The sequence below is a fragment of the Streptomyces sp. M41 genome (assembly GCF_043673425.1).
Lineage (GTDB): Bacteria > Actinomycetota > Actinomycetes > Streptomycetales > Streptomycetaceae > Streptomyces.
This window is the reverse complement of record NZ_JBIMKE010000030.1, coordinates 20,897-45,693: the sequence shown is the minus strand read 5'-3', so window position 1 is coordinate 45,693 and position 24,797 is coordinate 20,897. Positions and strand designations below refer to the sequence as shown.

22 protein-coding genes and 1 riboswitch are annotated in these 24,797 nt (G+C 72.6%); of the genes, 13 read left to right on the top strand and 9 right to left on the bottom strand.

Features of this window, described 5'->3' with window-relative positions; all coding sequences use genetic code 11:
• Window positions 1-194: 194 nt before the first annotated feature.
• The gene (locus ACHBTE_RS28995; RefSeq protein WP_394727386.1) at window positions 195-1,793 is read right to left on the bottom strand and encodes an ABC-F family ATP-binding cassette domain-containing protein; all 1,599 of its coding nucleotides are present in this window, start codon (window positions 1,791-1,793) and stop codon (window positions 195-197) included.
• Window positions 1,794-2,081: 288 nt separating this feature from the next.
• On the opposite strand from ACHBTE_RS28995, the gene ACHBTE_RS28990 reads away from it, so the two are divergent.
• Window positions 2,082-2,495 carry a VOC family protein gene (locus ACHBTE_RS28990; protein ID WP_394727385.1) on the top strand — a complete coding sequence of 138 codons (414 nt, stop codon included), beginning with the start codon at window positions 2,082-2,084 and terminating at the stop codon, window positions 2,493-2,495.
• Between the two features lie 9 nt (window positions 2,496-2,504).
• Here the strand turns inward: ACHBTE_RS28990 and ACHBTE_RS28985 are convergent, their stop codons facing one another.
• The 3 genes from ACHBTE_RS28985 to ACHBTE_RS28975 all read right to left on the bottom strand — a co-directional run bounded on the left by ACHBTE_RS28985 (window position 2,505) and on the right by ACHBTE_RS28975 (window position 6,122).
• The gene (locus tag ACHBTE_RS28985; protein ID WP_394727383.1) at window positions 2,505-3,908 is read right to left on the bottom strand and encodes a hypothetical protein; all 1,404 of its coding nucleotides are present in this window, start codon (window positions 3,906-3,908) and stop codon (window positions 2,505-2,507) included.
• A gap of 191 nt (window positions 3,909-4,099) precedes the next feature.
• Window positions 4,100-5,227: an alpha/beta hydrolase gene (locus ACHBTE_RS28980; RefSeq protein WP_394727381.1), complete on the bottom strand. Its 1,128-nt coding sequence runs from the start codon at window positions 5,225-5,227 to the stop codon at window positions 4,100-4,102.
• A gap of 193 nt (window positions 5,228-5,420) precedes the next feature.
• A complete protein-coding gene (locus ACHBTE_RS28975) occupies window positions 5,421-6,122 on the bottom strand; it encodes a class II aldolase/adducin family protein (RefSeq protein WP_394727379.1) in 702 nt (233 codons plus the stop codon).
• Window positions 6,123-6,330: 208 nt separating this feature from the next.
• Here ACHBTE_RS28975 and ACHBTE_RS28970 point away from each other — a divergent pair, with 208 nt between their 5' ends.
• The 11 genes from ACHBTE_RS28970 (at window position 6,331) to cobC (ending at window position 18,125) form a co-directional block, all read left to right on the top strand.
• The gene (locus ACHBTE_RS28970) at window positions 6,331-7,125 is read left to right on the top strand and encodes a lysozyme (RefSeq protein ID WP_394727377.1); all 795 of its coding nucleotides are present in this window, start codon (window positions 6,331-6,333) and stop codon (window positions 7,123-7,125) included.
• 164 nt (window positions 7,126-7,289) lie between these two features.
• A complete protein-coding gene (locus ACHBTE_RS28965) occupies window positions 7,290-8,531 on the top strand; it encodes an inorganic phosphate transporter (RefSeq protein ID WP_394727375.1) in 1,242 nt (413 codons plus the stop codon).
• 43 nt (window positions 8,532-8,574) lie between these two features.
• Window positions 8,575-8,796 (top strand): hypothetical protein, encoded by a 222-nt coding sequence (locus ACHBTE_RS28960; RefSeq protein WP_394727373.1) that lies wholly within the window; start codon window positions 8,575-8,577, stop codon window positions 8,794-8,796.
• A 129-nt stretch (window positions 8,797-8,925) separates the two neighbouring features.
• Window positions 8,926-9,069: riboswitch (cobalamin riboswitch) on the top strand.
• Between the two features lie 106 nt (window positions 9,070-9,175).
• Window positions 9,176-10,135: a cobalamin biosynthesis protein gene (locus tag ACHBTE_RS28955; RefSeq protein WP_394727371.1), complete on the top strand. Its 960-nt coding sequence runs from the start codon at window positions 9,176-9,178 to the stop codon at window positions 10,133-10,135.
• Window positions 10,132-11,640, top strand: a complete 1,509-nt coding sequence (locus ACHBTE_RS28950; RefSeq protein ID WP_394727369.1) for a cobyric acid synthase — start codon at window positions 10,132-10,134, stop codon at window positions 11,638-11,640. The genes ACHBTE_RS28955 and ACHBTE_RS28950 overlap by 4 nt, the downstream gene beginning before the upstream one ends.
• Window positions 11,637-11,798: a hypothetical protein gene (locus ACHBTE_RS28945; protein ID WP_394727367.1), complete on the top strand. Its 162-nt coding sequence runs from the start codon at window positions 11,637-11,639 to the stop codon at window positions 11,796-11,798. The genes ACHBTE_RS28950 and ACHBTE_RS28945 overlap by 4 nt, the downstream gene beginning before the upstream one ends.
• Window positions 11,795-13,807: a putative cobaltochelatase gene (locus ACHBTE_RS28940; RefSeq protein WP_394727365.1), complete on the top strand. Its 2,013-nt coding sequence runs from the start codon at window positions 11,795-11,797 to the stop codon at window positions 13,805-13,807. The genes ACHBTE_RS28945 and ACHBTE_RS28940 overlap by 4 nt, the downstream gene beginning before the upstream one ends.
• Entirely contained in the window at window positions 13,807-14,415 is a 609-nt protein-coding gene (cobO, locus tag ACHBTE_RS28935) for a cob(I)yrinic acid a,c-diamide adenosyltransferase (protein WP_394727363.1), read from the top strand. Before ACHBTE_RS28940 ends, cobO begins: the two co-directional genes overlap by 1 nt.
• Window positions 14,409-15,788 carry a cobyrinate a,c-diamide synthase gene (locus ACHBTE_RS28930; protein ID WP_394727361.1) on the top strand — a complete coding sequence of 460 codons (1,380 nt, stop codon included), beginning with the start codon at window positions 14,409-14,411 and terminating at the stop codon, window positions 15,786-15,788. Before cobO ends, ACHBTE_RS28930 begins: the two co-directional genes overlap by 7 nt.
• Complete coding sequence (locus ACHBTE_RS28925) at window positions 15,785-17,035, top strand: cobalamin biosynthesis protein (RefSeq protein WP_394727359.1); 1,251 nt, start codon at window positions 15,785-15,787, stop codon at window positions 17,033-17,035. The genes ACHBTE_RS28930 and ACHBTE_RS28925 overlap by 4 nt, the downstream gene beginning before the upstream one ends.
• On the top strand, window positions 17,010-18,125 hold the full coding sequence (cobC, locus tag ACHBTE_RS28920) for an Rv2231c family pyridoxal phosphate-dependent protein CobC (RefSeq protein WP_394727356.1): 1,116 nt from the start codon (window positions 17,010-17,012) through the stop codon (window positions 18,123-18,125). Before ACHBTE_RS28925 ends, cobC begins: the two co-directional genes overlap by 26 nt.
• 171 nt (window positions 18,126-18,296) lie before the next feature.
• Here the strand turns inward: cobC and ACHBTE_RS28915 are convergent, their stop codons facing one another.
• The 5 genes from ACHBTE_RS28915 to ACHBTE_RS28895 all read right to left on the bottom strand — a co-directional run bounded on the left by ACHBTE_RS28915 (window position 18,297) and on the right by ACHBTE_RS28895 (window position 23,151).
• Window positions 18,297-19,205, bottom strand: coding sequence for an SCO1860 family LAETG-anchored protein (locus tag ACHBTE_RS28915; protein ID WP_394727354.1), 909 nt, complete (start codon window positions 19,203-19,205; stop codon window positions 18,297-18,299).
• Between the two features lie 267 nt (window positions 19,206-19,472).
• Window positions 19,473-20,564 (bottom strand): amidohydrolase family protein, encoded by a 1,092-nt coding sequence (locus ACHBTE_RS28910; protein WP_394727352.1) that lies wholly within the window; start codon window positions 20,562-20,564, stop codon window positions 19,473-19,475.
• Between the two features lie 90 nt (window positions 20,565-20,654).
• The gene (locus ACHBTE_RS28905) at window positions 20,655-21,446 is read right to left on the bottom strand and encodes an amino acid ABC transporter ATP-binding protein (protein ID WP_394727489.1); all 792 of its coding nucleotides are present in this window, start codon (window positions 21,444-21,446) and stop codon (window positions 20,655-20,657) included.
• A gap of 8 nt (window positions 21,447-21,454) precedes the next feature.
• On the bottom strand, window positions 21,455-22,297 hold the full coding sequence (locus ACHBTE_RS28900) for an amino acid ABC transporter permease (protein ID WP_394727348.1): 843 nt from the start codon (window positions 22,295-22,297) through the stop codon (window positions 21,455-21,457).
• 5 nt (window positions 22,298-22,302) lie between these two features.
• Window positions 22,303-23,151 (bottom strand): basic amino acid ABC transporter substrate-binding protein, encoded by an 849-nt coding sequence (locus tag ACHBTE_RS28895; RefSeq protein WP_394727346.1) that lies wholly within the window; start codon window positions 23,149-23,151, stop codon window positions 22,303-22,305.
• A gap of 200 nt (window positions 23,152-23,351) precedes the next feature.
• Between ACHBTE_RS28895 and ACHBTE_RS28890 the strand changes: the two genes are divergently transcribed.
• Window positions 23,352-24,446, top strand: coding sequence for a pyridoxal-phosphate-dependent aminotransferase family protein (locus ACHBTE_RS28890; protein WP_394727344.1), 1,095 nt, complete (start codon window positions 23,352-23,354; stop codon window positions 24,444-24,446).
• Window positions 24,447-24,797: the final 351 nt, after the last annotated feature.

The window sequence follows — 24,797 nt, the reverse complement described above, 5'->3', positions numbered from 1 at the left end:
GAGGCGATGTCCGTACCGCCGAACGGGTTCTTTTGCGAAGCACCAGGTCAGCGACGCGCGGCGGCCGAGCCCTTGTCGATGAAGGACTCGGCCGCGAAATTGATGTAGTACACACCTCGGTACGAGGAGATCTCACACAGATGATGGATCACCGATGGGCCGAATGATCCATACGCCGGTGATCACGCATTCGATCAAGCGAGGGCGACGAGATCCGCGTAATCGGCGCCCCACAGATCCTCGACACCGTCGGGCAGCAGAATGATCCGCTCCGGCTGCAGGGCGTCGACGGCGCCCTCGTCGTGGGTGACGAGCACGACCGCGCCCTTGTAGGTGCGCAGCGCCCCGAGGATCTCCTCACGGCTGGCCGGGTCGAGGTTGTTGGTGGGCTCGTCGAGCAGCAGGACGTTCGCCGAGGAGACGACCAGGGTGGCGAGGGCGAGACGGGTCTTCTCACCGCCGGAGAGGACCCCGGCGGGCTTGTCGACGTCGTCACCGGAGAACAGGAACGAGCCGAGCACCTTGCGAACCTCGACGAGGTCCATGTCGGGGGCGGCGGAGCGCATGTTCTCCAGGACCGTGCGGTCCGGGTCCAGGGTCTCGTGCTCCTGGGCGTAGTAGCCGATCTTGAGGCCGTGGCCGGGGACGACCGCGCCGGTGTCCGGCTGTTCCACGCCCGCGAGGAGCCTGAGCAGGGTCGTCTTGCCCGCACCGTTCAGCCCGAGGATGACGACCCTCGATCCCTTGTCGATGGCCAGGTCGACGTCGGTGAAGATCTCCAGGGAGCCGTACGACTTCGACAGGCCCTCGGCGGTCAGCGGGGTCTTGCCGCAGGGCGCGGGCTCGGGAAAGCGGAGCTTGGCGACCTTGTCGGACTGGCGGACCTCTTCGAGCCCGGACAGCAGCCGTTCCGCGCGCCGGGCCATGTTCTGCGCGGCGACCGTCTTGGTGGCCTTGGCGCGCATCTTGTCGGCCTGGGCGTTGAGCGCGGCGGCCTTCTTCTCGGCGTTCTGCCGCTCGCGCTTGCGGCGCTTCTCGTCGGCCTCGCGCTGCTGCTGGTAGAGCTTCCAGCCCATGTTGTAGACGTCGATCTGGGCACGGTTGGCGTCCAGGTAGAACACCTTGTTCACCACCGTCTCGACCAGGTCGACGTCGTGGGAGATCACGATGAAGCCGCCGCGGTAGGTCTTGAGGTAGTCGCGCAGCCAGACGATCGAGTCGGCGTCGAGGTGGTTGGTCGGCTCGTCGAGCAGCAGGGTGTCCGCGTCGGAGAACAGGATGCGGGCCAGCTCGATACGGCGGCGCTGACCGCCGGAGAGGGTGTGCAGCGGCTGGCCGAGCACCCGGTCGGGGAGGTTCAGCGCGGCGGCGATGGTGGCGGCCTCGGCCTCGGCGGCGTATCCGCCCTTGGTGAGGAACTCCGTCTCCTGGCGCTCGTACTGCTTGAGCGCCTTCTCCCGGGTGGCGCCCTGGCCGTTCGCGATCCGCTGTTCGTTCTCGCGCATCTTGCGGATCAGTACGTCGAGCCCGCGCGCGGACAGGACGCGGTCCCGGGCGAGCACGTCGAGGTCGCCGGTGCGGGGGTCCTGCGGGAGGTAGCCGACCTCGCCGGAGCGGGAGATGGTGCCGCCGGCGGGGATGCCCTCGCCGGCCAGGCACTTGGTGAGGGTGGTCTTGCCGGCGCCGTTGCGGCCGACGAGGCCGATGCGGTCGCCTTTGGCGACGCGGAAGGTCGCGGACTCGATGAGGACGCGCGCACCGGCGCGCAGCTCGATACCGGAGGCGGAGATCACGGACAGACTCCAGGGCAGGGGTAGTGGCGGGATGGGCGGCTGAGGACGTTCCCGCCGTCTAATGCGCGAGGAGAATGGCCATGGGGTTCAGTCTAACGGGGCCGTGCAACCACTTTTTCTGGGTTCATGTGTTCGGACCGCGGCCCGGCGGCGACCGGCGGGCCGTTGTCAGTGGTCGCTGCGAGACTGGCAGCAGGTCGGGACTCCGGCCGCTGCGGGCGGCAGAGCGCGGCGTTCCTAGGATTCTCCGGATTTCCCGAGGGTGATGGTCACAAAGGGGTGATCGGCATGGCAGGTACGAGCGGTGGGCGTCCGAGCATCTACCCGACGCTGCTGTACGCGGACGCGAAAGCGGCGATCAAGCAGCTCACGGAGGCGTTCGGGTTCACGGAGCTCGCGGTGTACGAGGGCGAGGACGGCAAGGTCGCCCACGCCGAGCTGATGCAGGGCAACGGCGCGGTGATGCTCGGCTCGAAGGGCACCGACAGCGCCTTCGACAAGGCGATGAAGGCCGCGGGCACGACCGGGGTGTACGTCGTCGTGGAGGACGTCGACGCACACCACCGACGGGCCGTGGAGCACGGCGCCGAGATCCTGATGCCCCCGACGGACCAGGACTACGGCTCGCGGGACTACATGGCCCGGGACATCGAGGGCAACGTGTGGAGCTTCGGCACCTATGCCCCCGAGACGGGCGCCTGAGCACGGGCCCTAGCTTCCCCCGGTGTGCACCTGGAAGGCGGCGCGGCGCACGGCCTTCGCCAGGGCGGGGTCGGGGTGGGCCGCGGCGAGCGCGACCAGGACCTGCACGGTGCGGGGGTGACCGACGGCACGCACCTCGTCGAGCAGCATCGGCACGGTGGGCTGCACCGCCGACTCCAGGTGGCGTACCAGCATCGGGGCCTCGCCGTGGTCGGCGACGGCGGCTGCGGTGTCGACCCACAGCCAGGTGGCCTCTTCGCGGGTGAGCACCTCGTGGGCGTCCTCGGGGTCGAGGCCGTCGTGCTCGGCCAGCCACAGCAGGGCGTAGGGCCGCAGGGTCGGCTCGTCCGCGACGGCGCGTACGTCGGGCTCGGCGGGGGCGCCGACGACGCGCAGCGCCTCGAAGGCGAGGCCGCGCAGCAGGGCGTCGTCGCCCCGGGCGGCGCCGAGGAGTTCGGTGACGGCGCTGCCGACGGGGCGGGCGGCGAGCCAGGCGCGGTACTCGTCGCGGGCGGCGTTGGGCCGCAGCTGGGCGCAGCCGCGGAGCATGCCCTCGGCGGACTGCTCGATGTTCCCGGCGGGGCTCTGGGCGGCTACGCAGATCTGCTCGAGCTTGACCCAGACCGCCCAGTTGCCGAGCGGGGTGAGGGTGGCCTGGCCGTCGCCGTAGGTGAGGGCGCCGACGGAGGCGAGGGCGTGCAGGGCCCAGTCCAGGAGGGGGGCGAGCGAGGGGTCCTCGGCGGCGGCCGGGACGGTGACCGGCTCGGGGCGGGGCCCGTAGGGGATCTCGCATCTCTCGGTGCGCAGTTCGGTGACCCGCTGCTCCAGCAGGTCCAGGAGCTGTGCCACGGGGACGGATCCGGCGGACAGCTGGAGGAAGGAGAGCAACTGGGGCATCGCGGAGACGACGTCGGCCACGGCGCCGTGCTCGTGTCGCTCGGGTTCCGGGTGGGCGAGCGACCAGGCGTCGAAGAGGGCGACCCAGCCGCGCAGCACGGCGCTGTCGTCGCGGTCCCAGGCGCGCAGGCGCCAGCCGGGGCGGGCGCTGTCCCCGTGCACCTCGACGAGGCCGGCGAGGCGAGCGGTGTCCCAGTCGGCGCGGACCTGAGCCGCGGTCAGACCGAGGGCCAGGGCGGCTCGTTCGGCGGTCGCGTCGGAGAGGGTGCCCTTGCCGTCGGAGGTGCCCCCGGCCCGGCCGGGGCCCAGGGCGGCATCGGCCCAGTGGGCGACACGGGCCGCGGCGGCCAGGCCGGAGCGCGCCATTCTGGCCAGTTCGGCCCGGGCCGGTGTGCCCTCCGGGGGGCGCGGTGCGGGGCGGCGTGGGCGCCGCTGGTTCACGGCTCTGGGGGCGGCGGCCAGGGGTCGCGGGCGGACGAGTCGAAGCCTGGAGTCGCGCGGGATACGGGACGTCACGGGTGCAGTCTTCCGGTTGACGGTCCGAAAACCCAAACGGAATGTCACGAGGGGCGACGGGGATGGCCAACGCACGAGGCTCTGCGAGCACCGGAGGGCCGATAACAGGCCACTGGTACGGCCTTAAACGGAATCTGCGGGACCGGATCCCCTCGCTCGCGCCGTGGGGCCGGGGACGGTGCCGGCCGGCGTCACATCAGCGGGGTGAGGAAGCGGCGCAGCGCCTCCTCGTAGGACTCGGGGTCGGCGTTCCACATGGCCGCGTGCGGGGCGCGCTCGACCGTATGGAGGGCCACGAGACCGGGGTAGGTGTGGGCCAGCCGACGGGACAGGGTCCAGGGGGCCACCCTGTCGTCGGGTCCGTGGAAGATCAGCGTCGGCACGGCGGGCCGGTGGGGGGCGCCGGCGTCGGTGCCCCGGCCGGCGTCCAGGCCGGTGCGGCCCTGTGCGGCGCGGACGGCGAGCGGCAGCAGCGCGCTGGGGGTGTGGCGGGCCGCGGCGAGGGCGCGCAGGGTGGCCTCCCAGCTCAGCACCGGGGAGTCCAGGACGAGCCCCGAGACCCGGTCACGCAGGCCCGAGTGCGCGGCGGCGCGCAGCGCCATCGTCGCGCCGGTGGACCAGCCGAGCAGCACGAACTGTTTGGCGCCGTACCGCACGGCGTAGCGCATCGCGGCGTCCAGGTCGCGCCACTCGGTCTCACCGAGGTGGTTGAGGCCGTCCGGTGGGCGGGGTGCGCCGAGGTCGCCGCGGTAGGCGAGGGCGAGCACCGGGAAGTGCCGCCCGCTGAGGAACCCCATGATGTTCATGGCGTGTTCGCGGGTGGTGCCGAGGCCGTGCACGGCGATGATCCAGGTGCTGCGGTTGCCGGGGACGAACCAGGCGGGCAGGGAGCCGAGTTCGCCGGGGATGTCGATGTCGGCGTGGTCGAGGCCGAGGGCCGCGCTCGGGTTGCCCACGTGGACGTTCGGGGTGAGCCAGACGCTGTCGCCGGGGTCGAGGGTGCCGTGGGTGACGCGTTCCAGACGGCGTACGACGGTGTCGGCGGAGTGCTTCGCCGACGCGAGGACGGGGCCCACGACGGCATGCGAGCCGTCGCCGGAGAGACCATAGGTGCCGGGGCGCAGGGAGGCCAGGTCGCGGGTGAGGGCGATCTGGCCCGCGGCCGTGGCATGCACGGTGAGCCGGGGTTCGGTGGGCAGCGGCCTGCCCGAGGGCGCCGTCAGCGCGGCCCCACTGGCGAACCGCCCGGCGGCGACGCTCGCCACGCCGGCGGCAAGGGCAACGGTGACGGCAGCGGCCGTCGCGGTGACAGTGCGCACGTGTCCAGTGTCCTGGCGGACGGGGGGCCGGGCCAGTGGGAGGGCGACTTGGAGTGAGGCGGGCCTCCAGCAGTACTCCCACCGCGCGCACCCCGCACGCCCGCCGCGAGCTCGCCGCACTCCCCGCCGTACTCCCACCGCACGCCCGCCGCGTCCCCGCAGCCCTCCCGCAGCTCTGCGCGCGGCCCCGCGCTCACCCCCGCTGCCCGTACCCCCGCAACCGCTCCCCCGCCTCGGCCACCTGCTCCTCGGACAGCAGCGTCGGTGTGAGGCCCGGCACCGAGGAGGCCGTGAGCCACAGGCGGGACATCCACTCCAGCTGGGCCGTGCGGTCGTGGGCCTGGGCGAGGGTCGCGCCGTAGGCGATCGTGCCGTGGTTCTGGAGGAGACAGGCGGTGCGGCCGGTGAGGGCACGGAGCATGTTCTCGGCCAACTCCTGGGTGCCGTACGTCGCATAGGGGGCGACCCGGACCGGACCGCCGAGGGCCGCCGCCATGTAGTGGATCAGCGGAAGCTCGGGGACCAGGGTCGAGACGGCCGTCGCGTGGACCGCGTGTGTGTGGACCACCGCGCCGGCGTCCGTCGCGCGGTACACCGCGAGGTGCATCGGCAGCTCGCTCGTCGGCACCAGCGTGCCCAGCACCTGCCCGCCCTCCAGGTCCACCCCGGTCACGTCCTCCGCGGTCAGCCGGTCGTACGGCACCCCCGACGGCGTGACCAGCACCGTGTCCCCGACCCGCACCGACACGTTCCCGGACGTGCCGACGACCAGCCCCTCGGCCACGGTCCGCCGCGCCGTGGCCACGAGGGCCTCCCACGCGTCGACCTCCTCGGCACGCACCTTCCGGCTCCGCTGCCCCTGCCGCCCCTGCCGCCCCTGCCGCTCCTCAGTCATACGGCGATCCTGCCAGCCGGCGTCCACACGCGGCCTCAAGTCCCGCCGGGGCCGGGCACTTTAGGACGGAAGGCCAGCGTCCGGAAGTACACAGATGAGGACATAGCACCTTCCGTCCCTACTTGGCCTGAGATCGATCAGAATTCAACGATCTTCCCATGATCTCTGGGGGATTTGTCGTGCACGTCGCCATTCCGGGGGGAACCACATGGCCCGTGATCGCAAACCGCCCCGCCGCCACTCCGGTCGCCACTCCGGTCGCCGCACCCGTCACCGCTACCGCCGCCACTCGCGCTTCATAGCGGCATCCATGACCGCACTCGCCCTCGGCGCGACCGCGCTCGCCGAGACGCCCGCCTCGGCGGCCGGCAAGCCGAGGGGGCATGACGTCTCGTCCCACCAGAAGAACGTCAACTGGCCGAAGGCCAAGGCGAAAGGCGCCCGGTTCGTCTACGTCAAGGCGACCGAGTCACACACCTACCGCAACCCCTTTTTCGGCCAGCAGTACAACGGCTCCCGCGACGCGGGCCTGGTCCGCGGCGCCTACCACTTCGCCCTGCCGAACAGGTCGTCCGGCAGGACCCAGGCGGCGTACTTCGTGCGCAACGGCGGCGGCTGGCGGCCCGACGGCTGGACCTTGCCGCCCGCGCTCGACATCGAGTACAACCCGTACGGCAGGCAGAAGTGCTACGGGCTGACCAAGGCCAGGATGACCGCCTGGATCCGGTCCTTCAGCGACGAGGTGCTGCGGCTCACCGGCCGCCGCCCGGTGATCTACACGACCACCCACTGGTGGAACACCTGCACCGGCGCCGACCGCGCCTTCGCCGCCGATCACGCGCTGTGGGCGGCGCGCTACAACGCGTCGAGCGCGGGAACACTGCCGGCCGGATGGCGGTTGTGGACCTTCTGGCAGTACGACAACGGCGGCAGCCTGCCGGGTGACCAGAATCTCTTCAACGGGTCCATGGCGCAGCTGAGGAAGTTCGCCCGGGGCCGCTAGCCCATGGGGCCCGGGCCGTACGCCACCCAGCGGAACGGAAGCCTCCGCCACCATGGGAGAAACCCTCCCTCCCGGACACCGTGCGGCCCGCCCCAGTTCATCTTCCGTTCACTCAGGTTGCCTACGTTCATCGCGCCAATGACCTCGAACGATTGCCTGGGTAAATGGAAAGCTTCTCGCTGATCCTCGCGATTGTGGTGGTGACCGCACTCGCGTTCGATTTCACGAACGGTTTCCACGACACCGCCAACGCGATGGCCACGACCATTTCCACGGGCGCTCTGAGGCCCAAGGTCGCGGTGGCCATGTCCGCCGTCCTCAATCTCGTCGGCGCCTTCCTCTCGGTGGAGGTCGCCAACACCATCTCCAAGGGCCTCGTCGACGAGGCCGGCATCCGTCCCGAAGTCATATTCGCCGCGCTGGTCGGTGCGATCCTCTGGAACCTGCTGACCTGGCTGGTCGGTCTGCCCTCCAGCTCCTCGCACGCCCTCATGGGCGGCCTGATCGGCGCCACCGTCGCCTCGGCCGGCGTCGGCGCGGTCCACGGCGACGTGCTCGTCACCAAGGTGCTGATCCCGGCGATCGCCGCCCCGCTGGTGGCGGGCATCGCGGCGATGTTCGCCACGCGGCTGACCTACAAGCTCGGCAAGAAGGCCGACGGCGGCGAGGCGTCCAAGAAGGGCTACCGCGCCGGGCAGATCGCCTCCGCCGGTCTGGTCTCCCTGGCCCACGGCACCAACGACGCGCAGAAGACCATGGGCATCATCACCCTCGCCCTGGTCGCCGGCGGCACCCTCGCCCCCGACTCCGACCCGCCCATGTGGGTCATCCTCTCCGCGGGCGTCGCCATCGCCCTCGGCACCTACCTCGGCGGCTGGCGCATCATCCGCACCATGGGCAAGGGTCTGACCGACCTCCAGCCGCAGCAGGGCTTCGCCGCCCAGACCAGCGCGGCCACGGTCATCCTGGCCTCCTCCCACCTGGGTTTCTCCCTCTCCACCACGCACTCCGTCTCCGGCGCGGTCATGGGCGCGGGCCTCGGCCGCAAGGGCGGCGTGGTCCGCTGGTCGACGGCCACCCGGATGTTCGTCGCCTGGGGCCTGACCCTGCCGGCCGCCGCCCTGGTGGGCGCGCTCGCGGAGTACGTGACCGGCTTCGGCGACTGGGGCACGGCCCTCGTCGCGGTCTTCCTGGTCGTCTCCAGCGCCGTGATCTGGAAGCTCTCCCGCCGCGAGATCGTCGACCACACCAACGTCAACGACCACGACCCCGACGAGCCGGCCGGCGTGGTGACCACGGCCATGGCCGCCGTGACGCCGCCGCCGGCGGGCACGGTGACCGAGGACATCACGGCCACCGTCCCGGCTCAGGCCTCCGAGCCGGCGCCGTCCAAGGCAGCCGTCTGACCCCCACCCGGTTACTCCTCCGGTTACTCAAGGAAGCAGAAGCATGAAGATCGACTGGGCGGCTCTCGGCTCCGTCTTCGGTGTCAGCCTCGTGGTCACCATTGCCCTGGTGGGCCTGTTCACCCTGGGCATCACCGGCCTGTCCCGCCGCGAACGCGCGGTGGCCCAGGGCGACTCGGCCACGCTCGCGGTCACCGGCGCGTACGCCTGCTTCGCGGCGTGTGCGGCGGCCGTGGGCTACGGGATCTATCTGATCGTGGCGTGACCCGCGCGCGCGTCGTGCGCTGACGCACGCCGGTCACGGATCGAGGTGCGAGACGGAACACCGTCCCGCACCTCACGCCTGTGTGGGCCTCCGCACACTCTCCCTTCGCAGGTCAACAGCAAGTTGACGGCCCTTCCGACCCCGTGGTGGACTGCCGGAGCCATCTACGGCGGCAGAAGAGGAAGCCGGTGCGAATCCGGCGCGGTCCCGCCACTGTCACCGGGGTAGAAACCCCCCGGGAGCCAGGAACTCTCACCGCCGGTCTCGTCGAACCAGGGCGCGGACACCCTGAGTGAGGACATAACGCGATGCTCGGCTGCCGTTCGAACTTGAGGTTCCGCACCAGGGCGCTGCCCGCCCCCGCGGCCGGCTGACGCCCATGCGTGCCGATCGCGTCTTCGCGTACGGCGCCGCCGCCGGACTTCTCGGTGATCTGCTGCTCGGCGACCCGCGCCGGGGGCATCCGGTCGCCGTGTTCGGGCGGGCCGCCGCTGCCGTGGAAGGTGTGTTGTGGCGTGACCACCGCGCGTGGGGTGCGCTGCACACGGCCGTGTGCGCCGGTGGCGCCGTGGCGCTCGGAACCATCGCCACCCGGGCCGTCCGTACGTCCCCCGCCGCATCCCTGGCCCTGACCGGCGCCGCCACCTGGGCGGTGGTCGGGGGGACTTCGCTGGCCCGGGAGGCCCGGCACATCGGGCGCGCCCTGGAGGCCGGAGACATCGAGGGCGCGCGGGCGCGGCTGCCGCATCTGTGCGGGCGGGACCCGCAGGCGCTGGACGCGGACCAGATCGCCCGGGCCGTGGTGGAGTCCGTCGCCGAGAACACCTCCGACGCGGTCGTGGGCGCGCTCGTCTGGGGGGCCGTGGGCGGGGTGCCGGGGCTGCTCGGGTTCCGGGCCGTGAACACGCTCGACGCCATGGTGGGCCACAAGTCGCCCAAGTACCGGCGCTACGGCTGGGCTTCTGCCCGGCTCGACGACCTGGCGGGGTGGCCGGGGGCGCGGCTGACGGCCGTGCTCGCGGCGCTGGCCGGGCCGGATCCGCGCGGTGCCGTGAGCGCCTGGCGGGCGGACGCGATGAGGCATCCGAGCCCCAACGCCGGCCCCGTGGAGGCCGCTTTCGCCGGGGCGCTCGGGGTGCGGCTGGGCGGGACGCTGTCGTACGGGGGGCGGGTGGAGCACCGGCCCGTGCTGAACACACAGGGACGGGCCGTCGTCACCCAGGACGTCGACCGGGCCGTACGGCTGTCGCGGCGCGTCACCTGGCTGGCGCTCGGGGTGTGCGCCGGGGCGCGGCTGCTGACGAACGCGCGGTCGCTGAAGAGGGGGCAGAGAGTATGAGCGGTGGTCTTCTGGTCGCCGGTACCACCTCCGACGCCGGCAAGAGCGTCGTGACCGCCGGGATCTGCCGGTGGCTGGTACGCCAGGGCGTCAAGGTCGCGCCCTTCAAGGCGCAGAACATGTCCCTCAACTCCTTCGTGACGAGGGAGGGGGCGGAGATCGGCCGGGCCCAGGCCATGCAGGCGCAGGCGTGCCGTGTGGAGCCGACGGCGCTGATGAATCCCGTGCTGCTCAAGCCCGGTGGCGAGCAGAGCAGTCAGGTCGTGCTGATGGGCAAGCCGGTCGGCGAGCTGAGCGCGCGCGGCTACCACGGCGGACGGCAGCAGAAGCTGCTGGGGACCGTGCTCGACTGTCTCGCCGAGCTGCGGGGCACGTATGACGCGGTGATCTGTGAGGGGGCCGGCTCTCCGGCTGAGATCAATCTGCGGCGGACGGACATCGTCAACATGGGCATCGCGCGCAGTGCGCGGCTGCCCGTGCTGGTGGTGGGCGACATCGACCGCGGCGGTGTCTTCGCGTCGTTCTTCGGGACCGTGGCCCTGCTCTCCCCCGAGGACCAGGAACTCGTCGCCGGGTATCTGGTCAACAAGTTCCGGGGAGATGTCAGCCTGCTGGAGCCCGGCCTCGACATGCTGCACGACCTCACCGGGCGGCGGACGTACGGTGTGCTGCCCTTCCGGCACGGGATGGGCATCGACGAGGAGGACGGGCTGCGGGTCTCCCTGCGCGGTGCCGTACGGGAGTCCCAGGTGTCCGCCCCCGTCGGCGAGGACGTGCTGCGGATCGCGGTGTGCGCCGTGCCGCTGATGTCCAACTTCACCGATGTGGACGCCTTGGCCGCCGAGCCGGGTGTGGTGGTGCGGTTCGTGGACCGGCCGGAGGAGCTGGCCGACGCCGACCTGGTGATCGTGCCGGGCACCCGCGGGACGGTCCGGGCGCTGGAGTGGCTGCGTGCCCGGGGGCTCGCCGAGGCACTGGTCCGCAGGGCCGCCGAGCAGCGGCCCGTCCTCGGCATCTGCGGCGGGTTCCAGATCCTCGGCGAGCACATCGTGGACGACGTCGAGAGCCGCAGCGGCGAGGTCGACGCGCTCGGGATCCTGCCGGTGCGGGTGCGGTTCGCCCGGGAGAAGACACTCACCCGGCCCGAGGGCGAGGCCCTCGGGGAGCGGGTCGCGGGCTACGAGATCCACCACGGCGTCGCCGACGTACACGGCGGCACCCCCTTCCTGGACGGCTGCCGGGTCGGCCAGACCTGGGGCACGCACTGGCACGGCTCGCTGGAGTCGGACGGATTCCGGCGGGCCTTCCTGCGGGAGGTGGCGCTCGCCGCGGGGAGGCGCTTCGTGCCGGCCGCCGATACGTCGTTCGCCGCGCTGCGCGAGGAGCAGCTCGACCGGCTCGGTGATCTGATCGAGCAGCACGCGGACACGGACGCGCTGTGGCGGCTCATCGAATCGGGGCCGCCGCAGGGACTGCCCTTCATTCCCCCGGGGGCTCCCGCATGAGCGCCGCGCGCACCCTCGGCGCCCCGGCGGCCGGGGACATCGACGACCGGACGTACGAGATGTGCGACATGTACGAGGAGCTGCCGGCCGATACGCCGGAGCGGCGGCGCGCCACCTGTCTTGAGCTGGAGGGCAACTTGGAGGGCGACGACCTGTGACCACCCCCTTCCCCTTTTCGGCCGTTGTCGGCCAGGACGACCTGCGGCTCGCACTGCTGCTGAACGCCGTGTCCCCGGCGGTCGGCGGCGTGCTGGTGCGCGGTGAGAAGGGCACGGCCAAGTCGACGGCGGTGCGGGCACTTTCGGCGCTGATGCCGCAGGTGCCGGTCGTCCCCGGCTGCCGTTTCTCCTGCGACCCCGGCGCTCCCGACCCCGCCTGCCCGGACGGACCGCACGAGCCGGGTGCGGGCGTCCCGCGCCCCGCACGGATGGTCGAGCTCCCGGTCGGCGCCTCCGAGGACCGGCTGGTGGGCGCCCTGGACATCGAGCGGGCGCTCGCCGAGGGCGTCAAGGCATTCGAGCCGGGCCTGCTCGCCGACGCGCACCGCGGGATCCTGTACGTCGACGAGGTCAACCTTCTCCACGACCACCTGGTGGACCTGCTGCTGGACGCGGCGGCGATGGGCGCGTCGTACGTCGAGCGCGAGGGTGTGTCCGTGCGGCACGCCGCGCGTTTTCTGCTGGTCGGCACCATGAACCCCGAAGAGGGTGAACTGCGGCCCCAGTTGCTCGACCGGTTCGGGCTGACCGTGGAGGTCGCGGCGTCGCGGGAGCCCGAGCAGCGGGTGGAGGTCGTCCGGCGGCGGCTCGCCTACGACGACGACCCCACCGCCTTCGCCGCCCGCTGGGCGGAGGAGGAGGCCGATGTACGTCGACGCATCGTCGCGGCGCGGGAGTTGCTGCCGTCGGTGCGGCTCGGGGACGCGGCGCTGCGGCAGATCGCGGCGACCTGTGCCGCCTTCGAGGTGGACGGGATGCGGGCCGACATCGTGATGGCGCGTACGGCGACCGCCCTGGCGGCCTGGGCCGGGCGGACGGACGTGCTCGCCGAGGACGTCCGGCAGGCCGCGCTGCTCGCGCTGCCGCACCGCAGGCGCCGTAACCCCTTCGACGCGCCGGGGCTCGACGAGGACAAGCTGGACGACACCCTGGAGGAGTTCGGCGGTTCCGAGGACGACGACCCGGATCCGGATCCCGACCCCGGGCCGGACGGTCCCGGTGGGGGCGGCGGGCAGCCGCCGCAGTCCGGTGACGGCCCGCACGACGGTGGACCGGCCGCGTCGGACGAGGCCGGCGCCGGCGGGCAGCCGCAGGCTTCCGGTGCCGGGGAGCAGACGCCCGTACGGGCCGCCGAGCCCTTTCGGGCGAAGGTGCTCAGCGTGCCGGGGGTCGGCGAGGGTGCCGCCGGGCGGCGTTCGCGGGCACGGACCGAGCAGGGGCGGACCACTGGGTCCAGGCGTCCTCACGGGGCCCTGACCAAGCTGCATCTGGCGGCCACCGTGCAGGCGGCGGCGCCGCATCAGCGGGCCCGGGGGAGGTCCGGGCCGGGGCTGGTGGTGCGCCGGGACGATCTGCGGCAGGCCGTGCGCGAGGGGCGTGAGGGCAATCTCGTGCTGTTCGCCGTGGACGCCTCCGGGTCGATGGCGGCCCGGCAGCGGATGGGCGCGGTCAAGGGGGCCGTGCTGTCGCTGCTGCTGGACGCGTATCAGCGGCGGGACAAGGTGGGGCTGGTGACGTTCCGGGGAGCGGGCGCCGAGGTGGCGCTGCCCCCGACCTCGTCCGTGGACGCGGCGGCGGCCCGGCTGGAGGCGCTGCCGACCGGTGGGCGCACACCGCTGGCGGCCGGGCTGCTCAAGGCACACGAGGTGCTGCGGGTGGAGCGGCTCAGGGACCCGGCGCGGCGTGCGCTGGTCGTGCTGGTGACGGACGGGCGGGCCACCGGCGGGCCCGAGCCGGTCGCGCTGGCCGGGCGGGCCGCCCGGCTCTTCGCGGCGGACGGTGTCGCCTCCGTGGTGGTCGACTGCGAGTCGGGACCGGTGCGGCTGGGGCTCGCCGGGCAGCTCGCGGGTGAGCTGGGAGGTACTGCGGTGACGCTGGACGAGTTGCGGGCGGACTCGATCGCCGGGCTGGTCAGGGATGTTCAGGGGACTTCGAGGAGGGCCGCGTAATGCCGCAGGGACAGCCGAGTGTCGTACCGGAGGACGGGCTGACGACGCGGCAGCGCCGCAACCGGCCGCTGGTCCTCGTGCACACCGGGGTCGGCAAGGGCAAGTCCACCGCCGCGTTCGGGCTCGCGCTGCGGGCCTGGAACCAGGGGTGGCCCATCGGGGTGTTCCAGTTCGTCAAGTCGGCCAAGTGGAAGGTCGGCGAGGAGAACGCGCTGCGGGTGCTGGGGGCGTCCGGGGAGGGCGGCTCCGTCGACTGGCACAAGATGGGTGAGGGCTGGTCATGGGTGCAGCGCGACATCCAGGGTGACAACTCGACCAACGAGGCCAAGGCCCGGGAGGGCTGGGAGCAGGTCAAGCGGGACCTAGCCGCCGAGCGGTACAAGCTGTACGTGCTCGACGAGTTCGCGTACCCGCTGCACTGGGGGTGGATCGACACCGATGAGGTCGTCGACGTGCTGCGTGATCGTCCCGGGACCCAGCATGTCGTGATCACCGGCCGCAACGCGCCCGCGAAGCTGGTCGACTTCGCCGATCTCGTGACCGACATGTCCAAGGTCAAGCACCCGATGGACGCGGGTCAGAAGGGCCAGAGAGGCATCGAGTGGTGACAGCTGTGCCCCGGCTGGTCATCGCCGCGCCCTCCTCGGGCAGCGGCAAGACCACCGTCGCCACGGGGTTGATGGCCGCGCTCACCGCGCGGGGGCTCACCGTGTCCCCGCACAAGGTGGGGCCGGACTACATCGACCCCGGGTACCACGCGCTCGCCACCGGGCGGGTGGGGCGCAACCTCGACGCGTACCTGTGCGGCCCCGAGCTGATGGGGCCGTTGTTCCTGCACGGGGCGCGCGGGTGTGACCTGGCCGTCGTCGAGGGGGTCATGGGCCTGTACGACGGGGCGGCGAAGGAGGGTGAGCTGGCGTCGACCGCGCATGTCGCGAAGCTGCTGCGGGCGCCGGTGGTGCTCGTGGTGGACGCCGCGTCGCAGTCGCGGTCGGTGGCGGCGCTGGTGCACGGGTTCGCGTCCTGGGACCCGGAGGTGCGCCTCGGGGGCGTGATCCTGAACAAGGTCGCCTCCGACCGGCACGAGGAGCTGCTGCGGGACGCGCTGGAGTCGACGGGAGTGCCGGTGCTCGGGGTGCTGCGGCGGGCGCCGCAGGTCGACACACCGTCGCGGCATCTGGGGCTGGTGCCGGTCGCCGAACGGCGGAGGGAGGCCGTGGAGGCGGTCGCGGCGATGGCCGCGCAGGTGTCCCAGGGGTGCGATCTGGAGGGGCTGCTGGGGCTGGCGCGAAGCGCGGGGGCGCTGGACTGCGAGCCCTGGGAGCCTCGGGGGCAGTGGGAGCCTCCTGCGACAGCCCCGGCCGGGCGGCCGGGCGGCCGTGCCGTGGTCGCGGTGGCCGGGGGCCCCGCCTTCACCTTCTCCTACGCCGAGCACACCGAGCTGCTCGCCGCGGCCGGCGCCGAGGTCGTCGCCTTCGATCCGCTGCGGGACGAACAACTCCCCGAAGGCACCGGCGGATTGGTCGTCGGCGGCGGGTTCCCCGAGGTGTACGCGGCGGAGCTGTCTGCCAACGAGCCGCTCCGCAAGGCCATCGGCGACTTCGCGGTGAGCGGCGCTCCCGTCGCCGCCGAGTGTGCCGGGCTGCTCTATCTCTGCCGTGAGCTGGACGGGCAGCCCATGTGCGGGGTGCTCGACGCGACCGCCCGGATGAGCGGCCGGCTCACGCTCGGGTACCGGGACGCCGTCGCCGTGGGCGACAGTGCGCTGGCCGCGGCGGGGACCCGGATGCGGGCGCACGAATTCCATCGGACCGTCGTCGAACCGGGGGCGGGGGCGTCCCCCGCCTGGGGTGTCCGCAGCCCGGTGCGCCGCCTCGAGGGCTTCGTCCAGCAGGGAGTGCACGCGAGCTATCTGCACACTCACTGGGCCGCACACCCCGCTGTCGCCCGACGGTTCGTGGAAGGGTGCCGCACGCCATGAGCGACCGGGAGCGGGGCCGGACCGAGGCGACCGCGCGGCCCCACATACCCGAGCCGCCCGAGGCATGGCCGGGCCGCGTACAGGCGTACGACGGTCCCATCGGGGACGCCGTACGGGCCGTGTCCGCGGCGGAGGGCGAGCGCGTGGTGCGCTTCCTGGCGACCGAGGCGGTCGAGGAGCCCACGGCCCCGCACCCCGCGTCCGCGGCGGAGGGCGATCGCATGGTGTGCCCCTTGGCGACCGAGGCGGTCGAGGAGCCCGCGGCCCCGCACCCGGCCACCGAACCTGTCGTCAGCCCGGCCTCGGACGCCCCGGATCAGCCCGGTCCGGACCTGCTCGGCCTCCCGGCGGAGGGCGACGTGGCCGGGGTGCTGCGGGCCCTGGTGGACGGCGAGCTGGTGGTGCTGCTGGCGGGCGTGGCCCAGCCGCTGCCGCCGTCGCGTGCCGGTGCCGAGGGGGCGTGCACGATCCGGGTGACGGACCGGGTCGTCGAACCCGCCGAGCGCGAGGTCGTGCTGCGTCCGCCGTCCCTCGTCGTCGGTGTCGGTGCCTCCAGGGGCGCCTGTGTGGAGGAGATCCTCGGGCTGGTCGAGGGCGTGCTCGGCGAGGCCGGTCTCTCCCCCGTCTCCCTCGCCGAACTCGCCACCGTCGACGCCAAGTCCGACGAGCCCGGCATCGTCGGGGCCGCCGCGCGACTCGGCGTCCCGCTCGTCACTTACTCCGCCGAGCGGCTCGCGGGGGTCGAAGTCCCCAACCCCTCCGAGGTGGCCGGCGCCGCGGTCGGCGCCCCCTCGGTCGCCGAGGCCGCCGCCCTGGCGCGCGGCGGTGAACTCCTCGTACCCAAGCGGAAGTCGGGTCGTCCCGACGGGCAGCCGGCGCGGGCGACCTGTGCCGTCGTACGGCGTCCGGTGGACGGATGGCTCACGGCGGCCGGGGTCGCCTCCGGCGCGGGGCGACTGGTGCCGGTGCCCGCCGGGGTCGCCTCCGGCGCGGGGCGACTGGTGCCGATGTCCGCCGGGGACGCCGCGCCGTCTGGGCACGCCGCGCAGACTGGGCAGGCTGGGCACGCCGAGGGCGACGAGCACGCCGAGCACGCCGAGCACTCCGAGGACGCCGAGGACGCCGGACAAACCGAGCACACCAGACACACCAGGCACACCGAGCGCGCCCAAGGTGGCCTCCCCGGGGCGTCGGACCGCGAGAAAGAACGGTGGCCACGCCATGGCACTCACCCCCATGCCCGCTGAGCCGCACGACCTTCGGCATCACGGCGACGCCGAGGTCCGCGACGACGGGGCGGCGCTCGTCGACCTCGCCGTGAACGTCCGTGCCGACACACCGCCGGTTTGGCTGCGGGAGCGCATCGCGGCCTCGCTGGGCGGGCTCGCGGCCTACCCGGACGGGCGGGCGGCACGGGCGGCGGTGGCGGCGCGGCACGGGCTGCCGGTGGAGCGGGTGCTGCTGACGGCGGGCGCGGCGGAGGCGTTCGTGCTGCTGGCCCGCGCCCTGAAGGTGCGCCGGCCGGTCGTGGTGCACCCGCAGTTCACGGAGCCGGAGGCGGCGCTGCGGGACGCCGGGCACACGGTGGACCGGGTGCTGTTGCGGGAGGAGGACGGCTTCCGGCTCGATCCGGCGGCCGTCCCCGAGGACGCCGAACTGGTGGTGATCGGCAACCCCACCAACCCGACGTCGGTGCTGCACCCGGCCGGGGCCGTGGCCGCACTCGCGCGTCCCGGGCGGACGTTGGTGGTGGACGAGGCGTTCATGGACGCGGTGCCGGGTGAGCGGGAGGCGCTGGCAGATCGGACGGACGTGCCGGGTCTGGTGGTGCTGCGCAGCCTGACGAAGACCTGGGGGCTGGCCGGTCTGCGGATCGGCTACGTCCTGGCCGCCCCGGAGACCATCGCCGATCTGGAGCGCGCCCAGCCCCTGTGGCCGGTCTCCACGCCCGCCTTGGCCGCCGCGGAGGCATGTGTGTCCCCGCGGGCCCTGGCGGAGGCGGCCCACGCGGCCCATCGCATCGCCGCCGACCGGGCCCATCTCGTCGCCGGGCTGGGCGCGTTCGCGTCGGCCGGACTCCGGGTCGCCGAGCCCGCCGAGGGCCCGTTCGTCCTCGTACGCCTGCCGCGGGCGACCGCCGTACGCCGGCACCTGCGCGACCTCGGGTTCGCGGTTCGGCGCGGCGACACCTTCCCCGGGCTGGGCGAGGGCTGGCTGCGGCTGGCGGTGCGGGACCGCCGGACGGCCGACTCGCTTCTCTCGGCGCTGGAGCGGGCGATCGCCCTGGCGTGCACGGGCCCGGGTCAGCCGGTCGAGGGGGACCCCGGCCCGAGGTGACCGGTTCCGTCGTCAGCCGCGGTCGCGGCGCGCCAATGCCACCGCCGGCGGTACGGGACCGCCCGACGGCCGAATCGCTTCTCGCGGCTGGAGCAGGCGATCGCCCTGGCGTGCACGGGCCCAGGTCAGCCGGTCGAGGGGGACCCCGGCCCGAGGTGACCGGTTCCGTCGTCAGCCGCGGTCGCGGCGCGCCAATGCCACCGCTCCCCCACCCGCGAGGAGCAGCGCGACCGCACCGCCCGCGATGTACGGCGTCATGGAGTTGCCGCCGGTCTCGGCGAGACCCTCGTCGGAGGACCCGCCCTGGGGCTCCACCTCGCCGGCCGGGGCGGTGCTCGGGGCGGCTTCCCGCTCGGGCTCGGCCGGGGTCTCGCAGGTCGCCTTCGCCAGGGTCAGGGTGCCCTCGACCTCGGCGACGTTCAGCTTCAACGGGTCGACAGCGACCTTGAGTTCGAGGGCGGTGGCGGCGGCCGTGTCCGAAGTGGTCTGCGTCCTGGAGTAGTCCAGCCGCACCTCGCCCACGCCCGGCACCTGGACGTTCGTGGTGCCGCCTGCGGTCAGGGTGACCTTCTTGCCGAGGACGGTGACGTCGCCGAGCAGGTTGGAGGTGGCGGTCGGCTTCTTCCCGGCCTCGCAGGTCGCCCTGGAGGTGACCTGGCCGACCTCGATCAGTGACAGGAGCCGCAGTCCGGGGACATGGACCTCGGCGTCGGCGAGGTTCGTGTACCCCTCGGCCCTGCCGTCGGCGACCGTCGCCTTGGCCGAGGCGACCTTCGCGCTCAGCACGCTGAACGGCTTTCCGCCGTCGACGCCGTCGAGCTGTGCCGTCAGCGTCGCCTTCTCGGCGCTTCTGGGCGCCTCGACCTCGTTGAGCGAGACCGCGAGCGGGACGTTCACGGTCTTGTTGAGCAGGGAGACGTCGAGCCCGGTGCGCAGTACGACGGCGCTCGCGCGGCCCTCGTCACCGGTCGCGTGCGCGGGACCGGCGGCGGCCAGCACCGCGGGAGCGGCGGTCAGGGCCGTGGCCGTCGCCACGGCGGCGAGACGGCGTGCGGGCAGGCGGAAGTTCTTGCCGTTCAAGGTGGGGACCCCCAGAAGAGACTTGCTCGGGACCCGGCAAGAATCGCGCACTCAGAGTGAACAGTCAGCAATCCGCCGGGACTTCACTCCAACGTGGGGTTTCCGTGAACCTTTTCGAATCGTGCGGCACGGCTGTTCCATGCTTTCACCGTCGCGCCGGCATCTTTCCGCATACGCGGGGCGGCGCCCCGGCGCGCGCGACGGAGTGCGCAACGCCCCAGGTGGCGACGGACCGTCACACTCCGTTGCCGTCACACTCCGTTGCCGTCAGCCGACGACGCGCCCGTTCAGCACCACCCGGCGAGGCGCCGCCAGCACACGTACGTCGTCCCGCGGATCGGACTCGTACACGACTAGGTCCGCCGCCGCGCCCTCCTCCAGCCCGGGTCGGCCGAGCCACTCGCGTGCCGCCCAGGTGGTCGCCGCGAGCGCCTGCACCGCGGGGAGGCCGGCGGTGACCAGTTCCGCCACCTCGGCGGCGACCAGCCCGTGCGGCAGGGTGCCACCGGCGTCGGTGCCCACGAAGACCGGGATCCCGGCGTCGTAGGCGGAGCGGACGGTGTCGTAGCGGCGTTCGTGGAGCCGGCGCATATGGGCCGACCAGCGCGGGAACCTGGACTCGCCGCCGTCGGCCAGCTTCGGGAAGGTCGCGATGTTCACGAGGGTGGGCACGATCGCCACCCCGCGCTCGGCGAACAGCGGGATCAGCTCCTCGGTCAGGCCCGTGGCGTGCTCGATGCAGTCGATGCCCGCCTCGACCAGGTCCTGGAGGGAGTCCTCCGAGAAGCAGTGCGCGGTGACCCGGGCGCCCAGCCGGTGGGCCTCGGCGATGCCCGCCTCGACCGCCTCGCGCGGCCAGGTGGGCGCGAGGTCCCCGAGGTCGCGGTCGATCCAGTCGCCGACCAGCTTCACCCAGCCGTCGCCGCGCCGGGCCTCCTGGGCGACATAGGCGACGAGGTCCTCCGGTTCGATCTCGTGCGCGTAGCCGCGGATGTAACGCCGGGTGCGGGCGATGTGCCGGCCGGCCCGGATGATCTTCGGCAGGTCCTCGCGGTCGTCGACCCAGCGTGTGTCGGAGGGCGAACCGGCGTCACGGATCAGCAGGGTGCCCGCGTCGCGGTCGGTCAGCGCCTGCTTCTCCGCGATGTCGTCGTCGACCGGGCCGTGCGCGCCGAGGCCCACATGGCAGTGCGCGTCGACCAGGCCGGGCAGGGCCCAGCCGGTGACCCGGCGGACGTCCCGGGCGCCGACAGGACGGTCGTAGGAGATCCGGCCGTCCACGACCCACAGTTCGTCCCGGACGTCGTCGGGCCCGGCCAGGACCCGGCCCTTCACATGCAGCACCGCATGATTGCTCATGCCACGCACGATAGTTCGTCGGCCGCGGGCCGGTGAGGGCTGGTCGCGTCCGCGCGGCGGTAGCCGCACATCGACAACGCCCCGTGCCCCTCAGGGGGTGTTGTCCTCCTCCACGTCGGCCATGGCGGGGTCCAGGAGCCGCGCGAGGAAGTGGCGGGTGCGTTCGTGCCGAGGGTTCGCGATGACCTGGTCGGGGGTGCCGTCCTCGACGATCACTCCGCCGTCCATGAAGACGACCCGGTCGGCGACCTCGCGGGCGAAGGTCATCTCATGGGTGACGACCATCATCGTCATGCCCTCGTTCGCGAGCATGCGCATGACCGCGAGAACGTCCCCCACCAGCTCGGGGTCGAGCGCGGACGTGGGCTCGTCGAAGAGCATCACCTCGGGGCCCATGGCGAGCGCGCGGGCGATGGCGACGCGCTGCTGCTGGCCGCCGGAGAGGGACGCCGGGTAGGCCGACGCCTTCTCCGCGAGGCCGACCCGCTCCAGGTTCTCGGCGGCGACCTTCGCGGCGGCGGCCTTGTCCCGGCCCAGCACCCGGCGCTGCGGCAGGGTGAGGTTCTCGGTCACCGTGAGGTGCGGGAACAGGTTGAACTGCTGGAAGACCATGCCGATCCGGCGGCGTACGGCGTCGATGTCGACGTCCGGGTCGGTGAGCTCGGTGCCGCCGACGAAGACCTGCCCCTTGGTGGGCTCCTCGAGCAGGTTCACACAGCGCAGCAGCGTCGACTTGCCCGAGCCGGACGGGCCGATCACGCACACGACCTCGCCCTGCTGGATCTCCAGGTCGATGCCGCGCAGCACCTCGTTGTCGCCGAAGGACTTGTGCAGGCCGCGGACGTCGATCTCACGTCGGGAGCCAAGGGTCTTGTCAGTCACTCGGTCAGTCACTTCACGGCCTCCTGGGCCTTCGCCTCCATGCGGCGTACGACGAAGCCGAGCGGGATGGTCACCAGCAGGTAGCACAGGCCGGCGACCAGGATCGGCGTGGAGTTGGCGGTCTGGCTGGCCAGGTCCCGGCCGAACTTGGACAGCTCGCGCTCCTCCAGCGTCACACCGAGGAACAGCACCAGCGAGGAGTCCTTGAAGAGCAGGACGAGCTCGTTGGTGAGCGGCGGGAGGATGATCCGGAACGCCTGCGGGATGATGATCGAGATCATGGCGCGGGCGGGCGAGAACCCCAGCGAACGCGCCGCCTCCATCTGTCCCTTGGGCACCGCCTGGATGCCGGCGCGGATCGTCTCCGCCATGTACGCGGCGGCGACCAGGCCGAGCGCGAGCGCGACCTTGCCGTAGGTGCCGCCGGGGATCTCCGTGCCCGGGAAGGCGAGCGGCACGGCCACGCCGATGAAGATGAAGATCAGCAGCGCGGGCAGTCCGCGGAAGATCTCGATGTAGACACCGGCGAGCCAGCGGTACGGGCCCACGGACGACAGCCGCATCAGCGCGATCACCATGCCGAGGACCAGTCCGACCGCGAAGCCGGACAAGGTGTACAGCACGGTGTTCTTCAGTGCGAGGGTGATGACGTCCGGGAACATCTCCCGGGCGATCTCCCCTTGCGCGAACTGGTTCTTCAGCTGCCCCCAGTCGGCCGCGACCGCGAAGGCGATCACGGCCGCGACGAAGACGACGTACTGGATGCCGCGCGACAGGCTGCGCTTCTGGCGCCGGGTCAGGCCCTTCTTCTTGGGCTGCTTCGACTGCAGTGGTACGTCAGAGCCGCTCATGGGGGTCAGGCGGCGGGGGACGCGGAGGCGGCGGACTCGTCGTACGGGCCGATCCACTTCTCGTACAGCTTCTTGTACGTGCCGTCGGCCTTGGCGTCCGCGAGCGCCTTGTTGATGGCCTCGCGGAGCTTGGTGTTGCCCTTCTTCACCGTGAAGCCGTACTGCTCACCGGTGTTGATCTGCTCGGCGACCTGGAAGGCGTCGGCGTTGGCCTTGTCCTTCAGCCAGCCCTGGACGACCGGGTAGTCGATGACGACCGCCTGGACCTGGCCGGTGCGCAGGCCGTTGAGGACGGCGTCGGAGGACTCGAAGGAGACCGGGTCGAGGCCCTTGCTCTTGGCGTAGTCCTCGCCGGTGGTCTGCGCCTGGGCGCCGACCTTCTTGCCCTTGAGGTCGGCGAAGGAGGAGATGCCGCTCTTCTTGTCGACGAGGACGGCCTGGGTGGCCTCGAAGTACGGGTCGGAGAAGTCGACGTTCTTCTTGCGCTCGTCGGTGATGGTCATGCCGGCCGCGGCGAGGTCGCACTGTCCGGCGTTGAGGGAGCCACCGGTCTTGAAGTTCTCGAAGGGCTGGTCGACGATCGCCTGCTTCACGCCCAGGTCCCGGGCGACGAGGTCGACGAGCGCGACGTCGAAGCCCTGCACCTTGCCGTCGATCTCCGACTGGAAGGGCGGGTAGGGCAGGTGGGTGCAGGTGGTGAGCCGGCCCGCCTCGACGACTTCGACGCCGCCGGCCGCGGTCTTCGCCGCACCGCCGCCGCTGTCGTCGGAGGAGCAGCCGGCCACGAGCACCAGCCCGGCCGTCGCGGTGGTGGCGGCCAGGACGCGGGTCCGGCGCCCGAGGGTCGTCTTCACGGGGGAGCCTCCTGAGGGGAACTGTGGGTTCCGATTATAAGGACAGGTTTGGGATCCTCAAACCAAACCGATGGTAAGCGGGCCGCTGGACCTAAGAAGTCGGGAGGGGGCGGGGGCGGGGGCCGCCCGGCTACGCTCGTGATCGTCGGCCCCGGAGCGACCGGAGCTATCGGGGCGCACAGAACGAAGAGAGCCGCGTCGTGACCCACCCCCTCCTGGACCTGGCCCCGCTGGGCGCAGCCCGTTTCGCCGCCATCGAGGACCGGGTGGCGCGGCTGCTGGGGACCCGGCAGGACGTCGTGATCATGCAGGGTGAGGCGCTGCTGCCGCTGGAGGGGGCGATCCGGGGGGCGGCGGGGCCGGGCACGACGGCACTGAACGTGATCACCGGGCCGTACGGACAGACCTTCGGGGACTGGCTGCGGGACTGCGGGGCGAGCGTGATCGATCTGGCGGTGCCCTTCCACACGGCGGTCACGGCGGAGCAGATCCGGGCGGCCTTCGCCGAGCACCCGGAGATCGACTTCGTCTCGCTGGTGCACGCGGAGGCCGCGACCGGCAACACCAACCCCGTCGCGGAGATCGGCGAGGTGGTCCGGGCGCACGGGGCGCTGTTCTACCTGGACGCGGTGGCGTCGATCGCGGCCGAGCCGGTGCTGCCGGACGAGTGGGGCGTGGACCTGTGCGTGATCGGGGCGCAGAAGGCGATGGGCGGTCCGGCCGGGGTGTCCGCGGTGTCGGTGAGCGAGCGGGCGTGGGGGCGGATGGCGGCGAATCCCAGGGCGCCGCGGCGGTCGTATCTGTCGCTGCTCGACTGGAAGGAGCGGTGGATCGACGGCGGGCGCCGGGCCCTGCTGCACGCTCCGGCACAGCTGGAGATGCTGGCACTTGAGGCGTGTGTGGAGCGGATCGAGGCGGACGGGCCGGACGCGGTGATGGCCCGGCACCGGGGCGCGGCGCGGGCGACGCGGGCCGGGGCGCGGGCGCTCGGCGGCGGGCTGGAGCCGTATGTGTACGAGGCGCGGGACGCCGCCCCGGTCGCCACGACGCTGCGGGTGCCGTCGGGGGTCGTGGCGTCGGAGGTGGTGGCGCGGGCCCTGGCCGACGAGCCCGGGTTGCCGCTGGCCGCGGGGGGCGGGGGGCTGGCCGGGGAGATGATCCGGGTCAATCACTACGGGGCCGATGCGTCTGTGGGGGTGGTGCGCGGGTGTGTGGCCGCGCTGGGTGCGGTGCTGGCGGGGCAGGGGCTGGCCGTGGACGTGGCGGGGGCGCTGCGGGCCGTCGACACCGCGTGAGAGGGCCCCGCCTCGGGGCGCCCCGGGAGCCCGAAATAGCTGCGAGAACACATCGACGGAGTTACCCGGGTCTAAATTCGACGTAATTCTCGAATTCCTTTCGGTGGCAGCTTCCCATTCTCTTCTGCCCGGTTTCGCCGGTCCTAAACGCAAAGATTCCGCGAACACCAACCGGAGTAATTCGGGCAGGCCGTGTGGGAGTTACATGGCTGTGACGCGTTCCACATCGCGTCCGTTTTGTAGGGGATTAACCGGACAGAGTCGGGCGAATCACTGCCACTTTGCCATGACCTTCACGCCCGCGTGATAACACACCTCGGCCAGATACGTAACCCCTCACGGCCATGCAAT